Source organism: Lysinibacillus sp. G4S2, assembly GCF_030348505.1.
In the GTDB taxonomy this organism is placed as follows: Bacteria; Bacillota; Bacilli; order Bacillales_A; family Planococcaceae; genus Lysinibacillus.
The window spans coordinates 1,750,555-1,770,358 of the sequence record NZ_JAUCFJ010000002.1 but is presented as its reverse complement, the minus strand read 5'-3'; the positions used below and the strand labels follow the sequence as shown (position 1 = coordinate 1,770,358).

Sequence of the window (19,804 nt, the reverse complement as noted above, 5' to 3'; positions counted from 1 at the left end):
TGCAGGAAAATCAGTTCCTTTTAGTCTGCTTATGTTCTACCGCTATCAATGAAAATACTGATGATATGCTTGCACAGCATCCATTTCGCTTGTAAATATTAAAATATCGTTTGTTAGTGGATAGTACGACTCAAATAGAAATAGCACCAGTTCATTTGGATTATCCGGATTGTTCACAATTTCCGCTTCCTGTATATTTGCTACATCCAGAACATGTGGGTTTCGATAAAAAATATAAACACTATCCCCTGCATTATACTGCTCTTTCTGCATGCCATCACCTTCCTTGTCTTTACCATTAGTTTGGTTAAAGAAGGCCTTAATGATTCATTTTATTCATTAAAAACGCTTGATAATTTTTGAAATTAAGCGTGCAGCTACACTATGTCCGATAATTTGATTGACCGTCCCCGTGAAATACAAATCTTTCTGTGGATAATAAAATGCAAAAGCGCCAGATTGTCCCCAATGCCCTATTAATCCATTTTTAAAGGAAACCAGCGAAATAGGTTGCTTTACTATTCCCACTCCGTAATAAAATTGCCCTGGTAAGAGCAAGAAGTTCCAATTACTCATTAACTCATTGAGGTCATTTTTAGGAAATAGTTGACCGTTTATGAAAGCTTTTAGAAATATCATGGATTCTTGTGCTGTCGATACAATACCACCTTCTGCTGGTATCGATGACATATATTGTGGAATTAGAAGCTGTTTCGATTTATATGTTAAAGGCAGAGGCTTTTCATCATTAACGTCCTCATAAACATAGGAATGCTGGAGATTTAATGCATCAAAAATATATTGCCTAAATACTTCGTGAATAGATTGACCAGAAATTGTTTTAATAATTTCTCCTAAAAGCTGATAGTTCGTATCAGAATAATGTACTTTTCCCTTTTGTCCAGGCTTAAATTTAGGTTTCATTTTTTTCACTGATTGTACAGTTTTCTCAAAAGGCCATAATTGATCCTTACCATCCACAAGTTCTAAAAAACATCTGAAGTAAAATAGTCTGGAATGCCTGATGTATTTGACATTAAATGTTTGATAGTAATTTCATTAGAATAATCAATATCTTTCAAAATATGAATTCTACTTACTGTATCTTCAGGAAGATATTGTGAAATTTTATCGTCCAAATCTACTCTATTTTCCATCCTTAGTTTCAAAATAATTGCTGTAATATATAATTTCGTGACACTTGCTAAAAAATATGGAGTATCATCTTCCATATTCCCAGCACTACTCACATGTGAAAATGAATGATTCCCTTTTTCTACACATAACACAACACTCCTAATATTCTTCTTTTCGATCGTCTGAGCAACCAACTCATCCATTGTCGATTGATTAAAAGTTCCCTTCACCTCGATAAGGCTCCTTTCACAAAATTTATTTACATCCCACTCTTATCTAACATAAACACTACACATCATAAAATGTTTCATTTGGAATATATATGAACTTATGAAAAAAAATCTAAAATATTACATTTCAGATTTTTCTAATTTTTTAGTATACTTAGGAAAAGGAGGGAAAAATATGATTAAACAATCAGTTATTGAAAATGTACTTGAAGAAGCCCTTTCTACAGGTGGCGATTTTTCCGAAGTTTTCATCGAGGATAAATTCGTCAATGAATGTACATTACAAAGTGGAAAAATTGAACAAAGTATTTCAGGGCGTGACTTCGGCATTGGTATACGCATTTTTTCCGGTCTTCAGAGCATCTACACATACACAAACGATTTTTCAGAGGAAGGCTTACTAGCAGCAGCAAAACGAGCAGCACTTGCCATTAAAGGAGGTGCTACTGGAACGATTCAACCATTAAATAAAGAAATTATTACGCCTCTTCATAACATTATCATTCTTCCAAACAGTGTGGAGCATGCTAGAAAAGCAACAATCATGCGGCAGGCTAATGACATTGCTAGAAACTATGATGAACGCATCAGTCAAGTTAAAGTTCGGTATCTTGACGAAGAGCAGCATGTTTTAATCGCCAACTCAGAAGGAAAATTTGTAGAAGATACGCGTATCTATAGTCGACTTGCCATCCAGGCAACTGCCTCTGAGGGCAAAGAAATGCAAACGGGCTTCTATGGTCCTGGCGCACATGCGGGCTTTGAATTTATCGAAAATCTAAATCTGGAACACTATGCTGGTGAAGCTGCACGTATTGCGGTCACTATGCTTCATGCCGATGAATGTCCTAGCGGTAAATTCCCTGTCATCATTGATAATGAATTTGGTGGTGTTATATTTCACGAGGCTTGTGGTCACGGACTTGAAGCTACAGCCGTCGCGAAAAACAATTCCGTTTTTGCAAATCGTATTGGTGAAAAAGTTGCCCCTGATATTGTTACATATATTGATGATGGCACACTTCCAAACGAATGGGGTTCTCTTAACATTGATGATGAAGGGGAAAAAACGCGAAAAAACATCTTAATTGAAAATGGTATTTTAAAAGGCTACTTGATTGATAAATTTAATGCACGCCGTATGAATGCCGAACCAACTGGCTCTTCACGTCGCCAATCCTATCGTTTCAATCCAACATCCCGAATGACTAACACCTATATCGCTCCGGGTACATCAACACATGAAGAAATTATTGCATCCACTGAATATGGTATTTATGCAAAATATATGGGTGGCGGGCAAGTAAATCCATCGACTGGTGACTATAACTTCGCAGTTATGGAAGCTTATATCGTAAAGGATGGAAAAATCGATCGTCCTGTACGTGGTGCAACACTTATAGGCAATGGGGCAAAAACATTACAGCTAGTTGATCGTGTTGGTAATAATCTTGCGCATGGTGCTGGTATGTGTGGATCAATTAGTGGTAGTCTTCCTGTCAATGTTGGCCAGCCGATGATTCGCGTTAGTGAAATAACAGTTGGAGGAACGAAGGGGGAATAATTTATGAACATTGCTGAATACCAAGAAAAACTACTGAATAAGGCGATAGAAGCTGGTTTTCAAGAAGCTGAAGTTTTTTATGAACGGAAAAATTCTTTTAAATGCATGCTTTACGAAGGGCAGATCGATAGCTACGAAACGTCTGAAGATGGGGGTCTAAGTCTACGCGGGCTGCATAACGGAAAAATGGGTTACGCCTATACAGAAAAATTAGACGATGATTCGATTTCCTTTTTAATCAACAGTGCAAAAACAAATGCAGACGTTCTAGATGAGGATGAAGGCATAGACATTTTTGATGGCAGTAACGAATACACATCATATGAATTTTACAATGAAGAATTAGAGACTATAGGAATTCCTGAAAAAATAGAGCTACTTCGTTTAATTGAACAAAAAATTCGTACTTACGATGCGCGCATTGTAACGTTAGATTACTGTTTTCTCGAAGAATATAGTACTGAACGTTCATTAGCGAATAGTAAAGACCTTTCCTTATCACATAAGGAGAACGGCTTAGTCATCTTCCTATCCACAGTTGTCAAAGAAGGTGATGAACTGAAAACGGGTGGTTATTTAAAAATGACACGTGATTTTCATTCTCTCAATGCTGATGAAATTGCTAAAGCAGCAGCTGAGGAAGCACTTGCGAATCTAGGTGAAAAGTCGATTCCATCTGGAAAATATCCAATCATCCTACGTTCTGATGCAACTGCTTCTTTATTAAGTACTTTTATGCCTGTACTGTCAGCTGAAAATGCACAAAAGAACCAGTCTTTGTTAAAAGGCAAAGTTGGACAAAAAGTGGCGTCAGATGCTTTCACACTGCTTAATGCCCCATTCCACCCTAAGGCATTGTCTGGAGCAAGCTTTGACGGTGAAGGTGTTGCGACAAAGGAGCAAGCAATAATCTTAGATGGAACACTGCAAACACTATTGCACAATAGAAAAACGGCAAAGAAGGAAGGCTGCGAAACGAGCGGACATGCACATAAAGACTCTTACAAAAGTACTTTATCAATCGCACCTCAGAATTTATATATTTCACCAGGTAAGCGATCACAGGAGGAGTTAATGGCCTCAGTATCTGAAGGAGTACTTATTACAGAATTATCTGGGCTACACTCTGGTACGAATACGATTTCGGGTGATTTTTCAGTCGCAGCACAAGGATTTCATATTCAAGATGGCAAAGTTGTCTCACCTGTGAAGCAAATGACAATAGCCGGAAACTTCTTTCATTTCTTAAACAATATCGAAGAAACTAGCTCAGATCTTTACTTCTTGCCAAATGGGTATGGCTCCTCATCCCTACTTGTGAAGGAACTAGCTGTAACAGTCGAATAAAGTGGAAAAGACTTTATGGAGCGTGAGACTTCCTCAAGTGTTCATGTAATCGTTCCTCCCATTCCGCCGACTGATCGCAAGCCAGTTTTTTTATGGAATCAAAAAAGCAAGTCTCCTTTTAATGGCGACTTGCTTTTTTCGCTACAATTTATTTCGATAAATCGATTTTTTTATTTAATAAATAAATAGTCACACCACCAACTGTCATTGACAATAATTCCCCAATCCCAACTGTAAACCAAGTTGCCCAAAATGGAAGATCATAGAGGATTGTTAATTGTCCTGCAACGGTGAACATTGATATAGCAAAAATCAATGCAGTTATAACCATTCTTAAAATATCATTTGTTATATTTTTCGTTACTTTTCGGCAAAGAATTAATACTAGAAATGTCGAAATACCACCAATGGGTACATCTAATATCCACGTTGGCGACATGAAATTTGCAAGTACTACTCCTAATGTCACAGCTAATACATAGCGCTTGTTGTACAATGCCAGATAGTTGAACATTTCCGATAAACGTAACTGTACAGCTCCAAAACTAATGACTGACAATAAAACAGTTACAGCCACATATAAAGCTGCAACTAGTGCCGTCTTTGTAAGTTCGGTTACAGAAGTACGGCTTGAATCTTTTACAATAGATGTATTCAATTTTATTCTCCTTTGTAAAATAGCACATCCGCTATTTTAGTAATAACTACGGCCAAAGGAAGAGAGCTTTTCGCCCTATCTGAAGTGCCGCAGTGCAAGCTAAATTTTGCTTACTTGCGTATTATAGCAGAAGAATTTCAGATTGAACAATCTTATTTTGTTAGCCAGCCACCATCAATCGGTATGATTGCACCGTGTATATAATCAGCTGTTTGACTAGCCAAATAAAGTGTTAGATTCGCCACCTCACTTGGTTGAGCCCAGCGACCTGCAGGAGTTTCACTCGCTACCCATTTCGCCATTTCCCCGTCCCCTTCAAAGTCAGCCTTGTTCATCGGTGTTTGAATGGCTCCCGGTGCAATGGCATTGGCACGAATTCCTTCACGACAGTAATCTAAGTCTAATTGCTTTGTATAGCCGACAATCGCATGTTTAGACGCTGTATATGCCGCTCCACCACCGCCTGCAACTAGTCCTGCAATAGATGCCATATTGACGACTATGCCTGATTTTCGTTTTACCATATGAGGTAATATCGTATTCGTCACAAAAAAAGTACCCTTTACATTGGTATTCATGATTTTATCCCAAAGCGCCTCATCTGTATCGAGCGTTTTTGCGAAGCCATCTAAAACGCCTGCCGTATTTAATAAAATATCTACTTGCTTAAATATTGAAACTGCGGCTTCAAATGCTCCTTCTACATCGTTTTTACTGCATACACTACCTACTCTATAGGCAAATTGTTCAGGATATTGGTGATGTAGATTTTCTAGCCCTCTCTCATCCAAATCAAAACCGAATACGTTTGCCCCATTTTCTAAAAATGCAACAACTTGAGCCTGTCCAATACCTGAAGCAGCACCCGTTACAAATACCGTCTTGCCATTATATTCTTCAAATTTCATAACATCTCTCCTCAAAAAAATAAACAAAGCCACCTCATTTGAGATGACTTCTTTTTAGATTAATTGACAATTACCCAATCTTCCGCTAACAAATCACAGACAGTTGGTGTAAACATTGTGTAGCCCTCACCGCGTACATTAATTAAAAAATACGGATTCAAAGTCTCGCCATCATGCTCGCTTTGTCCAACAAGCTTCACATACAATTCGGCACCGCCCCAACCTTTACGAATTACTTTTTCTCCCGCTTTTAAGCGTGGTAATATCTCTTCAAACGTCATTTTAAATCATCCTTTATTTACATTCTTTATCGAATTAGTATACGGGAATTTTCAAATGTTTACAACCTGATATAAGTACTGTTAAGATCACTAACCCTCAAGCAGAGCCGTATAAAGTATTTGTTGCCCATTCGATTCCGCAATGATTGTATAAATATTATGATCATTTGTAGAGAAAATTTCTGTTCCACTTTCCAATTTAGTAGCATAAAAATCTTTGAAATTTTTAGAGGAATTTGTTGTTTTAATAATTTTCCCTATCTTCTCACTCTTCGTATATTCTAATTGTTTCATTGATTCCAAGCTTGTAGCATTTATATAAATTAAGTTATTATACTGAAGAATATCTGCTTGAGAATGTTCTTTAAGAATAGAATTCGCAGTGGGGTTAGTATTTATAGTCGGTGAACAACCTACCAATACTAATATTAGTAAATTACAAATTAGTATTTTCTTCATAACTAATCACCTTCTTTTTTATAACTACCTAATCTTTATATTTTTTGCCTAGCTTGACGAACCTCCCCCTATTATTCTTATTCAATTCATTTTTTTCTTCATTTGCACTTGCTCTGTCTTCACTTCTAGCCCATTGTCCATCAAATAGCTCGTGACTGGATTACTTGCTAAAAAGTTAACTGTGGCTAGTTTCACTTTGTGATTTGTGATGCTTGCGATAAAGTGTGGAATATTTTCTACATCGCCATTCTCTAATAGCTCTAATTGATAAAGCACTATGTGGTCGATTGCCCCATCCTTACCCCATACTATTCTATATAACATATAACCAATCGCGGCATTATTGTCGTTATAAAAAACTTTAGCTTCTCCTTGTTTATTACTTTGCCAGCTACATTGCCAAGGAACATCTTCCTGATAAAATGATAAATGTGGGAGCTGCTCTGGTCGAATAGTTTCCACATGAATTGTAGCTTCTTTCTCTACTTTTGCCTCATATTCACCACTTAAAAATAGCAATTGATTTGTAATTGTATAGCCATACTTCTCATACAAAGCGATCGCTACTTTATTCTCTTTAATAGCTTCAAGCGTTGCAATTTCCACGTTCTCTCTTTCATAGATGGCGATTGTTTCTTCCATCAAAACCCGAGAAATACCTTTTCCGCGATACTCTGGAGAGATGCCTGTTCCACCATTCCAAGAGGTTTTCTTACCTGCAATTTGTCTAAAGCCATTTAAGACAATACCAACAGGATTATGATGATCAAATGCGACGATTGAAAGCTCTGGGTATAGTCCCTCTCCAACAAGTCGATTTAAAAACATCTCTTCATTCATTTTAATTTCTACAAAATACTCCTCAAAACCTTTATTCCAAGCTTTCAAAGTTTCCTCTAATGTGCATTGTGACACTGTTTTTATTTTCATGTTTCCCCTCTTTTCAGCTTTAACTTGAGCTACTATCTAAAGGCGCTAAATCTTTTAAAGTTAATTTTTTTACTATTTCATAGCCCTTTCCAGGACCTTTTGGCTTAACAATAACCATCCCCATGTTTGAAATTTTCCCCAATCCAACACCTTCAGGAAAGCTATGGGCAATGATTACTTGATTCATTCCCTGCGGTGGCTTTCTTTCTAACATTGATTGCAGATTTGATAATATATTTGTTTTTTCAACGATAGGAATATTCCCACCCAATTTAAAAATTTCATACCCAAATGGGTCAATTTGGACATTCGCATAAGGGAATGCGAGCTGCGCCGTTTCAATTGTACGACAAAAAGGACTTGCGACAATCTGTGAACTGATTGGAATTTGTAAATAGCGTAGCATTTGTCCAAAGTAAATTGCCTCCCTTCGCCCAACTTCAGACAAATTTCTTTGAGTATAACAATCTTGAAAATTTAAATATGGCTGATCTCTCCCAACAGTTGCTTCACCATGCCTTGCATACAAAACGAAGCCACCCTTTTTCAATAAATCAAGGATTGATTGATCCAAATATTTCATCCCCTCCAAATAGAATACCAATTCGATTATTAGTACTATATGAAATGAATTACTCAAAAAATGTAAAAGTGAAAGTCGTAACAGCTTTTCACATAGTGAAACAGTTACTACACCGGTAGAGTAGCTAATTTAGCTGGTAAATCCCTTTACTTCTCCGGTAATGGACTTCGGTCAATAAAGTTAAAAAAACTTCCTACAATTTTCTGTAGGAAGCTTAGAAAGTTACTTTATCGGAATGTTTACTATTGCTGTTGTTTCTAAATGTTTTGATGAGTCGATAGAAATTTGTCCGTTGTATTTATTGACTATTTCATTCACAATAAACAAGCCTTGCCCTCTTATTTTACCACTTTCTGGTTTCTTCGTGGAAAATCCTTGCTTAAATATTTGCCCCGCTTCTACAATATTTGGTCCAGTATTTGTAACCTTAAATTCATATTGCGTGTCGTCTGCTTTGCAACAAATTGTTATTTTAGGTTGCCCCTCTGGTAATTCATTTGCCGCATCAATCGCATTATCTATTAAATTTGACAAGATTTTGATTAGATCCGTTGTTTTAATTTTATTAAATGCATCCTGTGAAACTGTGAAATTCATATCGATATTATGATTTTGTGCCGTTAGTTTTTTCGTCTCCAATAATATTGATAAGCCTGGATGATCAATATTTAATTTCAGCGACTTAATAGCCTGAACCTCTTTTGATAGTGAAGATAAATATTGTTTAGCCTGTTCAGGTTTGTCTAATTGAAGAAGTCCATGCAAGACTTGTATATGATTTGTAAAGTCATGTCTTAAAGAGGACACAGAAGTAATTAAAGTTTTAATTTCTGCTTGATATGTATCTTCTGTCGCTCCAACTTCCTTCGCCACTTCTTTTTGATACCATCTCTGTAAAAATAAAAAAGAGCCAATAACGATTAAAATGAGTCCACCATTAAAAATAAACATAAGAAGATTATCTTCGATCACTTTTCCCTTGATGCCATTTAGCTTTTCTGCACTAATATCGATGCCTAGGTATGCAATAATTTTCCCTGTTTTATCCTTTATAGGCGCACCAACAGATAGATAAGCACCGTGTCCAGAATCTGGTATCACTTCCGTTACATATGTTTCTCCCTTATAGGCTTTACGCACTTGCTCCTCAGGTACTGTACAGACCTCTCCAATATCGAAGCCTTTAGTATATTCACCTGGTAATCCCATAATCATTGCTTTTGATTCTTTTGGATTATCAACCTCTAATGTATAAACAAATAGAGCACCTAGTTTTACTCTGGCATCATTTAAATAGTTTCTTATTTCCCAATAATAATCATTTTTTTGGGGGTCCTTTAAAAATTGTTGGTATGCCTCGACGTCAATTGAAGAGGCAATAGAAGTAGCAGCTTCTAAACTTTGGCTCGCTATTGCCTCTTCAACTGTCTTTTTCATTTTTATGTAAGATGTAAAGATGTTTAAACTTGTAAACAATAATAATAATATAATTGATAGTAATAAAATTAGTTTTATTTTTCGCTTTTTCATACAAACTGGTACTTCCTCATCTATAGAAATGAATACTGCCTTAATTAAGTGTGAGCTTGACATTCGCATCAATCATAAAAATTGTTAGTCACAGTTGACATATTGTCATACTTTTTACTATTGAAACAACTTCGTATCCAATATTACTATTATATCAGATGTGTTGATTAACCATTTTTATACATTCGGAGAGGCTGATTTCCGCTACGGGCTACTCGCTTTGTTGCTGTCGCTTCGATTTCGCACAGATAAAACATTTGTTGCTGACGCTTCGCTTTCGCACAGATAAAACATTTGTTGCTGACGCTTCGCTTTCGCACAGATAAAACATTTGTCGCTGTCGCGCAGAGCAAGGCTTCCTGCGGGCGAGCGTCGAGCCGCTTCCTCCGCTTTGTTGCCACCGCTACTCCGTTTTCGCGCAGATAAACAAATTGCTGTCGCTTCGCTTTCGCCAGAAAACATTCGCTTAGTGCAGGGTCTCGTCTGTCTCGCTTTCCTGCCGGAGTCGAGTTGCCCTACGCTACAATTAGTTAAAATGGAAATATATCGGCAAAATAGTAACAAAAAAATCCTTTTATCACTCAATAAAAAACCTATTTTTTCCCAATCAACACGCCTGCTATTATACGATAGTAAGTATAATTTTTTTAGTTGTTTCTGATTTGTTCTTTAAAGTCATTAACGTAGTGATTCGTGCCTGCTGAAAACGTTCGGCTTATAACTACTGTTCTTCATTTGGATAAATGCTATTTTACGCTTTTTGACAATCAAAGATTCTTCTTCCGTTTCTAAAGAAGAATATTTGTTCTTATTTTATCATTACAATGAAGATTTGGCTACCGCACACTTACGCATTGGGCTATCCCTTACTCATTACTCGGCCACTACCGGGTACTGATAAAATGCTTTAACAATTTTTAATTTACAAGGAAACTGTAACCAATAGTTTAATAATCCTTCACTCGAAAGTAAACAAAAAAAGGAGAATAGCTTTTGTTGATGCCACTCTCCTTATTATATATCTAATTCCATTTTCGTTGTTTGGGTACATCCTCCTTTTAAAGTTTAGGAACTAAAGATTCATTCTAAGGAGACTTCTGTACCTGTCGCTTTGCTTTCGGTACAAAAAAACACCTGTAACTGCCGTTGCACTTTTGGTACAAAAAACATCTGTACCTGACGCTTTGCTTTCGCTACAAAAAACATGAGCTGAAAGATGTTAAAAAGACCAGGCATATAATACCTGATCTTTTGTATAATAAGTATTTATTTTTTTTTACTAGATGTTCTTGACTTGTCCTGTAAGTTTAAAAATGTCGGTCGCTTACCGTAACCTTCTAGAGATAAACGAAATAAAGACTTTTTAATATCCTGCCAATCAAAATCTGCGCCTAAACTTAAGTAAGGAACACCTAATACTCGTAAATTTGCCATATAAAGAAGTATGAAGAACATCGAAATAAAGAAACCAAATAACCCCAAAAAAGCAGATGCTATAATAATAATTATCCTGAAAATACTCATGGCTGATACAATAGATTGATTGCCGAGTGTAAAAGCTGCAATACTCGAAGTAGCAATAACTACAATCATGGAAGGGCTCGTAACACCTGCTTTAATTGCTGCATCTCCAATAATTAATCCCCCAACAACACTTATTGAACCACTAATAACATTGGGGAGATGTATATTTGCTTCTCGAAATAATTCAAACATAAAAAGCATCATTAATATTTCAAGCATCGTTGGAAATGGGAGACCCGTTCTTGATTCAACGACTGTCGCTAAAAGAATAAAGGGCAATTGCTCTTGATGATGGGTCGTTAGTGCAAGCCAAAAACCTGGTAAAAGTACACTTAAATAGATAGCTATTCTTCGTAATAAACGCTCCATAGAACTTACAATAATCGGATATTCATTATCTTCACTGGATTTAAATAGTAACATTGAATTAGCAGGAGTAATAATGACATATGATACACCATCAACTATGATAAGAATGCGCCCATTACTTAAAGCTTGTAAAGCAAAATCAGGACGTCCGGTATAATCATGTCTAGGTAGAATTTTAGCACTTCGCTCAATTCTTTCCATCAATAAATCTCCACTAAATACAATATCGATATCAATTTGCTGTAGCTGTAATTTTATTTGCTCAAGCATCTTTTGATTTACGACATCTGCTAAATAAAGTACAGCTACGGTTGTTTTGGAACGTTTACCAAGTTCATATGTCTCAACACTTAATGAATTAGTAGGTAATCGTTTTCGTAATAAAGCAATATTAATAAAAGCATCCTCAATAAAATCATCTCTCGGGCCTTTGATAACTAATTCAAGGAATGTTTCTTTAGGCTCCCGATTCGGTTTTTTAGCAATATTACTTGAATACAACAAATTCATATCTTCGAAATACAGTAAAACATGTCCTTTATAGACTTTTGTGATGGCATCATCTTTACTTGATATTTTTTGAAGATGGGGAATGTGTAAATTATTTTGTATATGCTCTTCTAACAATTCATCCGTTGTTGCCGTAAATAATGATTGAATTCGTTGCACGATAACGGTTTCCAGTAGCCGCTCATTAATGAGCCCTTCACATTTTATCAAATGTACCTTATGTTGCTGAAAGATATACTTTTGGAAGACCACATCAGCAGAGCGTTGAAATAATGCCTTCAAAGAATTCAAATTTAACTCTTGTTCCATTGATGAAATATTCCTCATCTCCTACTGAGCCAGCTCCAAATTAGTACATTAATCCATATACTTATACATATATTTCCCCTTGATATTTAAAAATATTCAAGGAAACAGGATGTGACCGTTGCCAAATCATCTGTAGCTGTCACTACAAATAAAATATTGCTGAATGAAGATCAATTCCGCCTTGACGTAATTACGTCCGGAGGCTTTATCCAATCATCTTCTTTAAGTTGGCCATTTCAATAGCAGACATTGCCGCATCATAGCCTTTATTGCCGGATTTAGTGCCTGCACGCTCAATTGCTTGCTCAATATTTTCAGTTGTCACAATACCAAAAATAACAGGTACATTTGTAGATAGTGAAACACTTGCAATACCTTTTGCCGATTCATTACATACATAGTCATAGTGTGTTGTTGAACCACGAATCACCGTACCTAGTCCAATAATTGCATCATACTTCTTTGTTTCAGCTAACTGTTTAGCAATGAAAGGAACTTCAAATGCACCAGGAACCCATGCTACATCGATAGAATTCTCATCCACACCATGACGCTTTAAACCATCTAACGCCCCGTCCAATAATTTGCTTGTAATAAATTCATTGAAACGTCCTACTACTACTGCTATTTTTAAATCCGTACCAATTAATTGTGCTTCAAATATTTTACCCATTTTTCTTTTCTCCTTTTTTATGGATCATCACTATAACGTGTGGTTGACTTCCGTTCCGACCGGACGCTTTCCTAGGGGCGTCCACTACAATCAACTTATATACATGACATACGTTTTAAAAGTCATCTACAACTTTTGGTGAAAAGCCTTTTTTATATTGTTATTGTGTTTTCTTTAACTATTTGTTGACGTCTATATGTTGCCAATGCTTCTATGGAAATCATTTTTAAATGATGTTGAGCTGCATACTGGACCAGGTCATTAAAGCGTAGCATTTTGCCATTATCGCCCATAATTTCGCAAATAATGCCCGCAGGAATACTGTTACAAAGTTTGGCCAAATCAATTGTTGCTTCTGTATGTCCTCTGCGCTCTAACACACCATTTTCCTTTGCTATTAACGGAAATACATGGCCAGGTCTACGAAAATCCTCAGTCTTTGCTTGTGGTTCTATCATTTTTTGTATAGTCATTGCCCGTTCAAAGGCGCTAATTCCTGTAGTTGTATTCACATGATCTATGCTAACGGTAAATGCCGTTTGATGATTATCTGTATTGATACTAACCATAGGGGTTAATGCTAATTTTCGTGCAAGCTGCGGTGAAATTGGCGTACAAATTAAACCTCTTCCATAGGTCGCCATAAAGTTAATCGTTTCAGGGGTCATAAATTCCACGAGTGCTAGTAAGTCCCCTTCATTTTCTCGGTCCTCATCATCTACAACAACAATCATCTTGCCTTGTTTTAAATCCTCTATCGCTTCTTCAATTGAATGTAGCAATATCGCCACCTCCTGGTCAGTGTTAGTTAAAACCCGTTTTGTGCTAAAAAGTCTCTCGTAATGTTTGGCATTACCTGTCCACGCTTAAGTTGATGCAAAATATATTTTCCAACTAAATCGGTTTCTATATTGACGAGATCTCCAATTTTCTTCTTACCTAAAATTGTTTCCTTGTAAGTGTGCGGTATCAGTGCTACTGTGACACAATTTTTATCGACATGAAAAAGTGTTAGGCTCGTACCGTCAATCGTGATGGAGCCCTTTGGAATACAATAGCTCGTTAACTCCTCTGACAGCTCAAAATCAATATAGACTGCATTTGCTAATGGCCGTTTACGCAATATTTTTCCTACTCCGTCAACATGTCCTGATACAAAATGTCCACCGAAACGTCCATTAGCAGACATGGCGCGCTCTAAATTTACAGGATCTCCAACAGCGAGCTGCTGCAAATTTGTTGCTTTCACCGATTCAGGCATCACATCCATCGTTAGCTCCTGCTCATTAAAATGTACCACTGTTAAACAAACACCATTGACCGCTATACTGTCCCCGAGCTTTACATCCTCCACCATTTTCGATGAAATAATAGTAATTTCCATACTTTGTCGACCGCTTTGCAAGGTTTTTACTGTACCAACATCCTCAACAATCCCTGTAAACATTTTTCCACCTACTTCCTGTACTTTGAGGGCTCTTTATTTGTCCCTCTTCCTAGCAATCAATAATTTTCATTAAACAAAAAAACCCCTTTGATTAAAGGGGTTGGGAGTTCATATAAAATAAATAAGACGTCAACAAATAAACCTTATGGATACATAATTTTTCCATAGGCTAACATCTTATCGTTCTTCTCCCATCCAGACTATAACTGTCGGTTTTGGATTTGCACCAAATCAGCTTGCGCTCACGGACTTTGAATTGCTTCATCACCGCCGATTGGGAATTTCACCCGACCCCGAAGAACATATTGCTATAAAATTTTTAAGCTAAATCAATTTCGCTTTGGCGTAATTACGTCCGGAGGCTTTATCTTCAAAGTAGGTGTTCAAACACCCACTTTGAAGATACAACAAAAAAAACTTCCCAACTTATACGATGGGAAGTAGTAGTTTATAAAAGCGTACTCAAATAAACCTTATAAACTCAAGCGAATTTAAAAAGCTCACACTTTTACCCTTCTCCCATCCAGACTATAACTGTCGGTTTTGGATTTGCACCAAATCAGCTTACGCTCACGGACTTTGAATTACTTCATCACCGCCGATTGGGAATTTCACCCGACCCCGAAGGATATTTTTATTTAGCTAGTTCTTACGATAACACTATTTTATTATATTATCCAGATAATTCTTGAAAAAATAATGGCCGTACCTCTGATGCTGTGGTGAGAAAATGATGGTACTGTTGCACTTTATTATAAAACTAACACAAGAATATTTAGGAATAACATAGAGATTCCCTCATTTTTACTGCAACTTTATAATTCGGCAGAAGTACGAACTGCCGTTGCATTTACGCTACCAAAAAATATCTGTACTGTCTCTTTCTTTTGCTACTATAAACATTTGCTGAATGAAGATAAACTTACATCGATGAATAACAGCTTATTAATTATGCAATAAAATAAAATAGAAGTAATCAAAAGCAAGGAACCTCTGTTCAATTAGAGCGTTAAATTACCATGGCTACATTCGTTTGCCTTGACAATAAATTTGTAGTGGTATTGTAAGTCGTTGTTTGTGCAACTCCAGCAATAGACATTTGCTACGAATATAGTTAAATCCCCTTCTCAGGAGGTTTTCATTGGAAAACATCACGAAAAAAAAGACTTATAACAAAGTTTTATTTTATATCCTAATAGCAATCTGCTTTATCGCTTCTGTCTTTTTCGTTTATCACAACGAAGCATTTTATGCACGTCCAATTGCAGAAGTAATAAAAACGGAATTGACGGATTCAACCACTGAATCGGATATGTATAATAACGAGGATCATTTATATACTCAGCGTATTACGGCTGTTTTAAAAAACGGGGAAGAAAAAGGCCGGAATATTTATTTTACAAATCAATATTCATCATCTGGGGCATTCGATCAAGAATACCATGTTGGGGACAAATTATTTGTTACGATTAAAGCAAGTACAGACAAAAATGCAGATTTAACTGGGACTATTTTAGACGTAAAACGTGATCAATTCGTCTTGATAGTAGCATGGATTTTTATTTTTGCTTTGCTGATTGTTGGTAAAAGACAAGGATTATTTTCGATCATCAGTTTAATTGTGAATTCCGTTGTATTATCCTTCGCTTTGGATTTATACGTGAATTCAAATATAAATTTGATATTTATATGTGGGGTATGTGTTCTTTTATTTACTGGCATTTCTTTAATACTTATTAACGGCTTGAATGAAAAAACATATGCAGCGATTGTTGCAACACTTTTAGGAACCGTTATTTCGTTATTGATTAGCGCTTTAGTTCTGTGGGTTACATCCGAGAATGGGCTTCGATATGAAGAAATGCAATTTTTAACACGACCTTATCGAGTGATTTTTATGGCTGGATTATTTATTGGGGCACTCGGGGCTGTAATGGATGTCTCCATCACAATGGCTTCTTCTATGTTCGCATTATTTGAGCAAAACCAAGATATTTCTGACCAATCTTTAAAAACTTCTGGAATGGATATCGGGAAAGACGTTATGGGAACGATTACAAGTATTTTGTTCTTTGTTTATATTTCTGGCTCAATTCCTATGTTAATTTTATATTTAAAAAATTCTTATCCATTAGGGCAAACACTTTCCTTGAACCTTTCGTTAGAATTAGCTCGGGCCCTAGCAGGTGGTATTGGTGTTGTCTTGACGATTCCCATTAGCCTTTACACTTCTATTTTTTTCATTAATCGAAAGAGGGCAAAATAATGAATGTATTAGTGTTGTTAACTGCCATTTTATTTATATTGATGATAGTTATTGGTGGAAAAAAAGGAGTACGATCTTTTCTATCTTTATTTTTAAACTTTGGAGTGCTCTTTATTACCATCTTTTTAATGACCAATCCAAAGAATAGTCCAGTGATCTTAACGCTCATTGCCTGTACCGTCATCTGTTGGATTAGCTTATTTTTTATTAATGAGATGAGCAGTAAAACGATAACTGCGTTCATTTCTACGATGATTACAATAGTTATTTTATTACTTTTCATTGTTTTTGTGACGGAGAAATCAATGCTTCGAGGATTCGGAGGAGAATCAACAGAGGAAATAAGTATATTCTCGCTTTATATTGGCGTCAACTATGTTCAAATTGGAGCTTCTGTCATTATCATGAGTACAATTGGTGCAATATTGGATGTTGCCATTTCCATCGCCACTTCCATGCATGAGATTCTTCATCATAATCCGTTAATTAGCAGAAAAAAATTATTTACATCAGGATTAAGTATTGGAAAGGACATTTTAGGTACAGATACAAATACATTATTTTTCGCTTTCTTCGGTGGATATTTAAGCTTGCTAATATGGTTTAAGGATTTATCTTATTCGATTGGCGAAATTATTAATTCTAAAGTATTTAGCACTGAGATAATTATGATATTTTGTGCAGGCATTGGTATAGCACTTATCATTCCTATTACTTCCTCAGTGAATGCATATTATTTAATAAAAAAACGAGAAAAAACAGAAAATGCTTCATAATAGACCGTACCTGTCACCCGTTTCAATAATTAACGGGTGACAGGTATTTTTTCCTACTAAAATAAAAATCACCATCGCGTTTAAATATTGAAAAATGGTTCAGAGATAGTCATTTAGCTAGCATAAGTTATATCAAAAAATTTGTGGAGTTTTACATAATATCGTTATCTGAAAATTACGTGAACATTTTTTAAGATGCATGAAAAAGAAGATGTTTTATTCCCCTTACCTGAAAATTTTTTTAACTTTTAGTGAAAAAATCGCTCAACAAGTGTTATTTACAATACGCTGTTTCATATCCTGTATAATCATGTCATTATATTAAGAATAGGCTTTCCTATTCCTAGTAACATTTTTAAGAAAAAAGCGTCTATACAACTAGATAATAAAGGAGAAAGTTTGCTATGAAATATATCATCTTTGATTTTGATGGAACACTGGCAGATTCAACGGCAGTGTTTGCATCAGCTTGGAATACACTTGCACAAAAATACAAATTTAAAGGAATAGAATTAAAGGAAATTGAATCATTGAAAAAATTATCTATAGCGGAACGGAGTAAATTATTTGACTTTCCTATGTATAAATTGCCAATGATTTTACCACAGTTTTATCGATTGTATCGTCAGTCGTTAAATGATGTTCATCTTTATGATGGTATCAAAGATGTTCTTACGGAAATTGATAACAGAGGCTATAAAATCCTTATTATTTCCTCCAATTCAAAGGAGAACATCTTAGAATTTTTAAAAATGAATAGCATTCATTGTGTGTCAAATGTTCTTTGCTCAAACCGAATTTTTGGCAAAGATAAAGTGATAAAAAAATTTTTAAAGGACTCAAACAGTACACCATCAGAAGTTTTATACATTGGTGATGAGCAAAGAGACATTGTAGCATGTAAAAAAGCAGGAGTGCCTATTATTTGGGTTGGTTGGGGCTATGACGCTATAGAAGTTGTCCAACAAGAGGAACCCGAGTACAAAGTAACTACACCACAGGAAATTTTAAATATTATATAAACTAAGAGGATCATAGCGAATAATACACTCCTATGATCCTCTTGTTATTATTTTTCTACAGTTCTAACTAAAAAAGACACCTTGGTTAGTGTCTTCGAAAATACTATGGCTTTTTTAAGATTTCTACATATTTTTCTGCTGTTCTTATCTCAATTGTAAGGGAATTTTTACTATAGTTAGCTTTTATTAAAAATGGTACGTCCGTTGTATTTTGGAATCTAAAATCTAAGCCACCATAGGAAACCGTTGCGTCTCTTCCTTTTGGAACATACCCAACATTTAAGGAATGGTGATGTCGTTCTACAAATTTTACCGGTATTTGATCAACCGCGTTAAACAGGGTTGAGGACGTTTGACAAATCCCTCCCCCAATGCCCATCACAACCTTTTTATTGATGATTTCTGGTGCAGGCTGATACCCATTCGCTTCGTCCCTAGGTCCAACGACTGTATTAAAGGAGAAACTATCTCCACTTCCAATGATAACATTATTAATTGCCTTTGCAGAAAGTTCAATATTTTTATTTCTTCCTACATCATGGGTATTGAAGTAAGTTGTATAAGATGCGACAACTACTTCTTCTAAATAAGGAATATCTTCAAAGGAATACCCGCTTTCGGTAATATAAAGAGGCAACTCCACTTTACCACCGGTCACTGATGCTTCTAATATTCTTTCAACTAATTCACTTTCTTTTAAAACAATTAAAGGACTACCTTTAATTATTTTTCCTTGATCGTCTAGTTTATCGAGTTGCATACGCTTATCATAGCCGGCTGTTTTGTCATTTCCTCTTGCTAACTCTTTTGCTATTTGCTCAATTTGTCTTGTATACGATTGTACATCAGTTTCATAGCCCTTTTCTTTCGGTAAAATTGTTTGTACGATGGCTTTGGTCGAAGGGTCCACAATTTCAACAACGACGGGCTCTGTTTGTTGTTCAAAGTTAACAGGCTTTTTTAATTCCCCAACTTCTCGCTCTGACTCTTGAATTTGTTGCTGTTCTAGCTTTTTCTCATCAGATTTCTCCTGACAACCGACTAGTCCAATTGTGCATATAATACCCAGTGCGGCCATCCACTTTTTCTTCAACATAAAACACCTACCTCTATCGTAATACTACAGAGACATCTTATTCGTGTATTGTTGATAGTGTGTTTCTTTTTATCATTTTTATTTGTTTAAACATTTCCTAAAGTTGAATGAAGTTAAAGAAATTGATTAATTGGAGCTGAAATTAAGCCGTATTTTGCATGTTCAAGTTATGTAACGATTATTGT

The 19,804-nt window shown here is 35.8% G+C and carries 20 protein-coding genes, 1 pseudogene and 2 riboswitches; of the genes and pseudogenes, 5 read left to right on the top strand and 16 right to left on the bottom strand.

Translation table 11 applies throughout. From position 1 onward, the window contains the following. Positions 1-45: 45 nt before the first annotated feature. The 3 genes from QUF91_RS08990 to QUF91_RS08980 all read right to left on the bottom strand — a co-directional run bounded on the left by QUF91_RS08990 (position 46) and on the right by QUF91_RS08980 (position 1,367). Complete coding sequence (locus tag QUF91_RS08990; RefSeq protein ID WP_289417564.1) at positions 46-273, bottom strand: transcriptional regulator SplA domain-containing protein; 228 nt, start codon at positions 271-273, stop codon at positions 46-48. Between the two features lie 66 nt (positions 274-339). Continuing rightward, positions 340-924, bottom strand: coding sequence for a serine hydrolase domain-containing protein (locus QUF91_RS08985; RefSeq protein WP_289420037.1), 585 nt, complete (start codon positions 922-924; stop codon positions 340-342). Between the two features lie 62 nt (positions 925-986). Continuing rightward, positions 987-1,367, bottom strand: a complete 381-nt coding sequence (locus tag QUF91_RS08980; RefSeq protein ID WP_289417563.1) for a serine hydrolase domain-containing protein — start codon at positions 1,365-1,367, stop codon at positions 987-989. A gap of 175 nt (positions 1,368-1,542) precedes the next feature. Here QUF91_RS08980 and QUF91_RS08975 point away from each other — a divergent pair, with 175 nt between their 5' ends. Further along, a complete protein-coding gene (locus tag QUF91_RS08975; RefSeq protein ID WP_285397893.1) occupies positions 1,543-2,931 on the top strand; it encodes a TldD/PmbA family protein in 1,389 nt (462 codons plus the stop codon). Positions 2,932-2,934: 3 nt separating this feature from the next. After that, positions 2,935-4,278, top strand: a complete 1,344-nt coding sequence (locus QUF91_RS08970) for a TldD/PmbA family protein (RefSeq protein WP_285397894.1) — start codon at positions 2,935-2,937, stop codon at positions 4,276-4,278. 148 nt (positions 4,279-4,426) lie between these two features. On the opposite strand, the gene QUF91_RS08965 is transcribed toward QUF91_RS08970, so the two are convergent. The 12 genes and pseudogenes from QUF91_RS08965 to ribE form a co-directional block, all read right to left on the bottom strand. Then, the gene (locus QUF91_RS08965) at positions 4,427-4,936 is read right to left on the bottom strand and encodes a QueT transporter family protein (protein WP_285397895.1); all 510 of its coding nucleotides are present in this window, start codon (positions 4,934-4,936) and stop codon (positions 4,427-4,429) included. A gap of 152 nt (positions 4,937-5,088) precedes the next feature. After that, positions 5,089-5,844, bottom strand: coding sequence for a 3-oxoacyl-ACP reductase (locus QUF91_RS08960; RefSeq protein WP_285397896.1), 756 nt, complete (start codon positions 5,842-5,844; stop codon positions 5,089-5,091). 59 nt (positions 5,845-5,903) lie between these two features. After that, positions 5,904-6,125, bottom strand: a complete 222-nt coding sequence (locus QUF91_RS08955; RefSeq protein ID WP_285397897.1) for a DUF2829 domain-containing protein — start codon at positions 6,123-6,125, stop codon at positions 5,904-5,906. Positions 6,126-6,215: 90 nt separating this feature from the next. Next, on the bottom strand, positions 6,216-6,584 hold the full coding sequence (locus QUF91_RS08950) for a hypothetical protein (RefSeq protein ID WP_285397898.1): 369 nt from the start codon (positions 6,582-6,584) through the stop codon (positions 6,216-6,218). Positions 6,585-6,665: 81 nt separating this feature from the next. Continuing rightward, on the bottom strand, positions 6,666-7,514 hold the full coding sequence (locus QUF91_RS08945; protein ID WP_289417562.1) for a GNAT family N-acetyltransferase: 849 nt from the start codon (positions 7,512-7,514) through the stop codon (positions 6,666-6,668). Positions 7,515-7,533: 19 nt separating this feature from the next. Next, positions 7,534-8,097 carry a histidine phosphatase family protein gene (locus QUF91_RS08940; RefSeq protein ID WP_353957842.1) on the bottom strand — a complete coding sequence of 188 codons (564 nt, stop codon included), beginning with the start codon at positions 8,095-8,097 and terminating at the stop codon, positions 7,534-7,536. Between the two features lie 222 nt (positions 8,098-8,319). Continuing rightward, positions 8,320-9,627: a Spo0B domain-containing protein gene (locus QUF91_RS08935; protein WP_285397902.1), complete on the bottom strand. Its 1,308-nt coding sequence runs from the start codon at positions 9,625-9,627 to the stop codon at positions 8,320-8,322. Positions 9,628-9,794: 167 nt separating this feature from the next. Beyond that, on the bottom strand, positions 9,795-10,028 hold the full coding sequence (locus tag QUF91_RS08930) for a hypothetical protein (protein ID WP_289417560.1): 234 nt from the start codon (positions 10,026-10,028) through the stop codon (positions 9,795-9,797). Positions 10,029-10,893: 865 nt separating this feature from the next. Then, positions 10,894-12,339, bottom strand: a complete 1,446-nt coding sequence (locus QUF91_RS08925) for a spore germination protein (protein WP_289417559.1) — start codon at positions 12,337-12,339, stop codon at positions 10,894-10,896. A 205-nt stretch (positions 12,340-12,544) separates the two neighbouring features. Further along, positions 12,545-13,012, bottom strand: a complete 468-nt coding sequence (ribH, locus tag QUF91_RS08920; RefSeq protein WP_289417558.1) for a 6,7-dimethyl-8-ribityllumazine synthase — start codon at positions 13,010-13,012, stop codon at positions 12,545-12,547. 155 nt (positions 13,013-13,167) lie between these two features. Next, positions 13,168-13,794, bottom strand: a pseudogene (gene ribB / locus QUF91_RS08915) (3,4-dihydroxy-2-butanone-4-phosphate synthase); the annotation flags it as partial. A gap of 26 nt (positions 13,795-13,820) precedes the next feature. Beyond that, entirely contained in the window at positions 13,821-14,459 is a 639-nt protein-coding gene (gene ribE / locus QUF91_RS08910) for a riboflavin synthase (protein ID WP_289417557.1), read from the bottom strand. 179 nt (positions 14,460-14,638) lie between these two features. Further along, positions 14,639-14,764: riboswitch (FMN riboswitch) on the bottom strand. Between the two features lie 202 nt (positions 14,765-14,966). Continuing rightward, positions 14,967-15,092: riboswitch (FMN riboswitch) on the bottom strand. Between the two features lie 508 nt (positions 15,093-15,600). Between ribE and QUF91_RS08905 the strand changes: the two genes are divergently transcribed. The 3 genes from QUF91_RS08905 to QUF91_RS08895 all read left to right on the top strand — a co-directional run bounded on the left by QUF91_RS08905 (position 15,601) and on the right by QUF91_RS08895 (position 18,523). Next, positions 15,601-16,725: a YibE/F family protein gene (locus QUF91_RS08905; RefSeq protein WP_289417556.1), complete on the top strand. Its 1,125-nt coding sequence runs from the start codon at positions 15,601-15,603 to the stop codon at positions 16,723-16,725. After that, positions 16,725-17,501, top strand: coding sequence for a YibE/F family protein (locus QUF91_RS08900; protein ID WP_285397911.1), 777 nt, complete (start codon positions 16,725-16,727; stop codon positions 17,499-17,501). Before QUF91_RS08905 ends, QUF91_RS08900 begins: the two co-directional genes overlap by 1 nt. 404 nt (positions 17,502-17,905) lie before the next feature. Next, positions 17,906-18,523 (top strand): HAD-IA family hydrolase, encoded by a 618-nt coding sequence (locus QUF91_RS08895; protein WP_285397912.1) that lies wholly within the window; start codon positions 17,906-17,908, stop codon positions 18,521-18,523. A 103-nt stretch (positions 18,524-18,626) separates the two neighbouring features. Here the strand turns inward: QUF91_RS08895 and QUF91_RS08890 are convergent, their stop codons facing one another. Then, positions 18,627-19,619, bottom strand: coding sequence for a VanW family protein (locus tag QUF91_RS08890; RefSeq protein ID WP_285397913.1), 993 nt, complete (start codon positions 19,617-19,619; stop codon positions 18,627-18,629). Between the last annotated feature and the right edge of the window lie 185 nt (positions 19,620-19,804).